Annotated in this window: 5 protein-coding genes and 1 tRNA gene; all 6 read right to left on the bottom strand. The window is 43.8% G+C overall.

The window, feature by feature from the left end:
• Positions 1 to 26: 26 nt before the first annotated feature.
• Entirely contained in the window at positions 27 to 263 is a 237-nt protein-coding gene (locus QUB52_RS28825; protein ID WP_442923240.1) for a phycobilisome rod-core linker polypeptide, read from the bottom strand.
• 112 nt (positions 264 to 375) lie between these two features.
• Positions 376 to 1251, bottom strand: a complete 876-nt coding sequence (locus tag QUB52_RS28820; RefSeq protein ID WP_265234045.1) for a phycobilisome linker polypeptide — start codon at positions 1249 to 1251, stop codon at positions 376 to 378.
• 203 nt (positions 1252 to 1454) lie between these two features.
• The gene (locus tag QUB52_RS28815) at positions 1455 to 2054 is read right to left on the bottom strand and encodes a chromophore lyase CpcT/CpeT (protein WP_332969189.1); all 600 of its coding nucleotides are present in this window, start codon (positions 2052 to 2054) and stop codon (positions 1455 to 1457) included.
• Between the two features lie 272 nt (positions 2055 to 2326).
• Entirely contained in the window at positions 2327 to 2860 is a 534-nt protein-coding gene (locus QUB52_RS28810) for a phycobiliprotein lyase (RefSeq protein ID WP_265234042.1), read from the bottom strand.
• A gap of 109 nt (positions 2861 to 2969) precedes the next feature.
• Positions 2970 to 3043: transfer RNA gene (locus QUB52_RS28805), tRNA-Lys, on the bottom strand.
• Positions 3034 to 3180 carry a hypothetical protein gene (locus QUB52_RS28800; RefSeq protein WP_265234041.1) on the bottom strand — a complete coding sequence of 49 codons (147 nt, stop codon included), beginning with the start codon at positions 3178 to 3180 and terminating at the stop codon, positions 3034 to 3036. Before QUB52_RS28800 ends, QUB52_RS28805 begins: the two co-directional genes overlap by 10 nt.
• Between the last annotated feature and the right edge of the window lie 80 nt (positions 3181 to 3260).

The following is a 3260-nucleotide window of genomic DNA, read 5'->3' as shown; positions in this document are numbered from 1 at the left end:
TATCCTTTCTCTTCGCTGTGCTTATCTCAACGGTCAACTTTCAATTTGATGTATTTGCCAAAGTGAGATGCACCCGCGCGGACAAATTCCCGTACAGTCATCGCACCATCGCACAACTGCGATTCTGGCACTGTCAGGCGTTCACTTTCCATGACATGGGGATTACCCAAAACTTGTTTGTAAACTGCCCGAATTACAGCCTGTGTATCATCGGCATTGCTAGTAGACCAAAGTTCTACTGGTGCATCTAAAACCACACTCATTGAATTTCTCCTAATGCTAAATAACGCTTCAAAACTGGAAATTAAGGATTGCTTGCAAACACGCTCAGGGAGATAATTCCCCAAGTCGTGAAGCTACAAGTTTAAGCGGTTTCTAGTTGACAGCAGTGATGCTGGCAATTACGCCGCCTTGTTTGTGGATGCGTTGATATTCTTGGGAAAGTCTGGAAAACGGCACTACATAAACTTGGTTGCTCTGCCGAATTTTTTGAACCCGATTCTTGGCAGAAGTGCGATAGCCAGTGACTTCGATACGGAACACCTTACCCTCGTCACCGGAGCCCACGTTGTAAACACTTTTAGCAGCCCGCTGTCTATCGGGAAATGACCAACCATCCCCAACTGAACCGCCGGAAGGAGGAATGACTGCTACAGGAGTTTGCTGAATCACGTATTTGTTCAGAACTGGGGATTTTCCAGACAGACTTCCTTTGAAATCGCTGCTGGAAGCACCACGCAAGAGAGCAAACATATGAGTAAACCCAACCATGTTTTGTCCTGGTTGGGTTTTGTAGCCTCGGTAGTAGGGAACGATATTTTCGCCGTAGGCGTTTTGGTATTCATCGCTGTCGAGGTAAGAATCAATGTCTGCCTCGTAGCCTTCGGTATCTAAAATTGTGCTATGGGTTCTCATTTCTTCTAGGCCATCGGGAGTGCGACCGAGAAGATGTTTGAAATTGAGTTCAAGAAACCGATAGCGAGGACAAGTATCGAAAAAGCGAGAACGGTAAACATCTGATTTTGCAAGAGCGCGGACAAATTCGCGTACACTCAATTCACCGCGTTTGAATTGCGATTCAGGAATTGTCGCCCGTTCGCTTTCCATGACGTAAGCATTACCCAAAACTTGCCGATATACGGCACGAATAATGGTTTCTACTTCTTCTTCTGAACGTCCTGGCATCAGTTCTAAACAGGGTGTTTCTTCAAATAAACTGACTCCAAGTCGAGATGCAGGTCCAAAAACCATTTAAAAAATCTCCACTATTGTGTTATGTGAAAATTTACCATAATTAGATGTTAGATTAGAAAAATTTACATAATTTAACATAACCTAGGATGTGGCTGCTTCACGTACTACAGGTAGTTCTTTTTTTGTGCCGGAGTATTTGTTGGCGATAGGTGTGGCTGTAGGATGTGCTGCGATCGCCTGTAAATTATTCCTACGAATAATTAGATCTGTGGTAGTTCTGTAGCAAAACTTTGACGCTTTTCAAACCATAAAGAGCCGTTATCTGATCCCCAAATCTGTTGATGAGTATTTACATCCATACCGCGATCGAGACTGCTCCAGGTTGTTTCGGTAATTTCTACGTCACTGATCAGGTAGGTTGAACAACCTTTTTTTTGGATGAGACACTGGTTTCCTGGCTCTACACTACCACGAAACATTTCTCCTTCTCGTTTGAAAACCATAGAGCAATTATGGCGTCTTTGAATGCAATCTGGTTTGATTGTCTTGAGAATGCTTAATTCCCGTGCTGCGCCGGCGTACTGCACTGGATCGTTGAGACTATAATTTTCTATATAAATTTGTGCTCCCTGGTCAATTAATTTGTGTACTCCTTGACGGTAGGGAGTCCACATATCGTGGTCATAAACCTGCTCAGAGTAAAATCCAATGGCATTGAAAAATTCAAAGGGTAAAGGTCGGAAAAATATATGTATATGGGCAAATTGTTGGGGCTTTTCAAAGGATTGTTTGTAGTTGCTGAAATCCCCTGCCATCCACTGAGCGAGAGTGATTAAATCGTTGGCTTTAACTGAATTCATAAGCTTTTTTCAACTTGGTTGTATAGCAATTATCAATGTAGGTACTGATTAGTAATTGGCGATTGGTAAAAAGGTAATTGGTAATTTGCGGCGAGTGCCTCACTTGATTGAGAACTGCTATACCATTTATCAAAACTCTGGCTACCCAACAATTGTTCGGCTTGTTTCATTGACTATTAAGGTGCGTCGCCCCGATATTGTCGATTAACATTAGGGATTGTTTGTGGCGACGCACCCTACAAATACTGTTGCATGATTTTTGATAATTGGTGTTATTTCGCGGAGAGCGATCGAATTTCTGAGGAAAATGATGCGGTTACTACTCCACTTCCTTGACTTGTTTTGATCAGGGAAACACGAAAGCGCAGGTTGGGATTGGCGAACCAAATTTTTTCTTCGGCTGCGGCGTTATCGTAGCTTGTCAGGAGGACAAAGGTGTCATCGTCTGTGATGTGATAGTCGGCGGCGGCGGGAATGGTTTCGGCATATCCTTGGTCTCGCAGTAATTTACCGCGATTGGGGACTGTCGGATCTGGGATTGGTACGAGGATACAACTGCCTTTCATTTCGGCGTTTTCGTCCCAATCTGTGTGTCCCTCCCAGGTCATTTGAAAGGGGTTTACTGCTTGGGCTGGGTCAATGTTGTAGGATTTGCAGAGGTCGATTACGGCAGCATCATCGGGTGAGACTGCAACGATATCAATGACTGACTCGATCGCTTCAAAGTGTCGGAAAGTCAAGTGATGGGCGCTGCGCTGCGATCGCCATTGTCCGAGGGAATTGTCAACAAATTGCTGGATGTTCATGGAGATTATTGTACAAGCTGATTGACACAGATATTATTGTCAATAATTTTAAGATTGACAATATCACCACAGCTTGCGGGTATTGGTATTGTACTATGTTGTTTAAAAATGGGAGTAGAAGGACTTGAACCTTCGACCTTGAGATTAAGAGTCACCTGCTCTAACCAACTGAGCTATACTCCCGCATCTAGGCTACTATAACACAACTGTTCTGAAAAATCAACTATTTTTGTAAATTTTTGTGCCGATCGCCCGATCGCGAGTTTTCTGTAAGGGCGATCGACAAGAGCCAAGAACCCTGAAGCTACTGATGGTATCATTCGTTTAGCTAAACAGACGGGAATCCCCACATTATATCGCTTCGATTAGTGTGGGATGAAAGACGCGGTGAGACGAGGAT

Source organism: Microcoleus sp. A6-C6 (genome assembly GCF_036705955.1).
Lineage (GTDB): Bacteria > Cyanobacteriota > Cyanobacteriia > Cyanobacteriales > Microcoleaceae > Microcoleus.
This window is presented reverse-complemented; position numbering and strand designations above follow the sequence as displayed.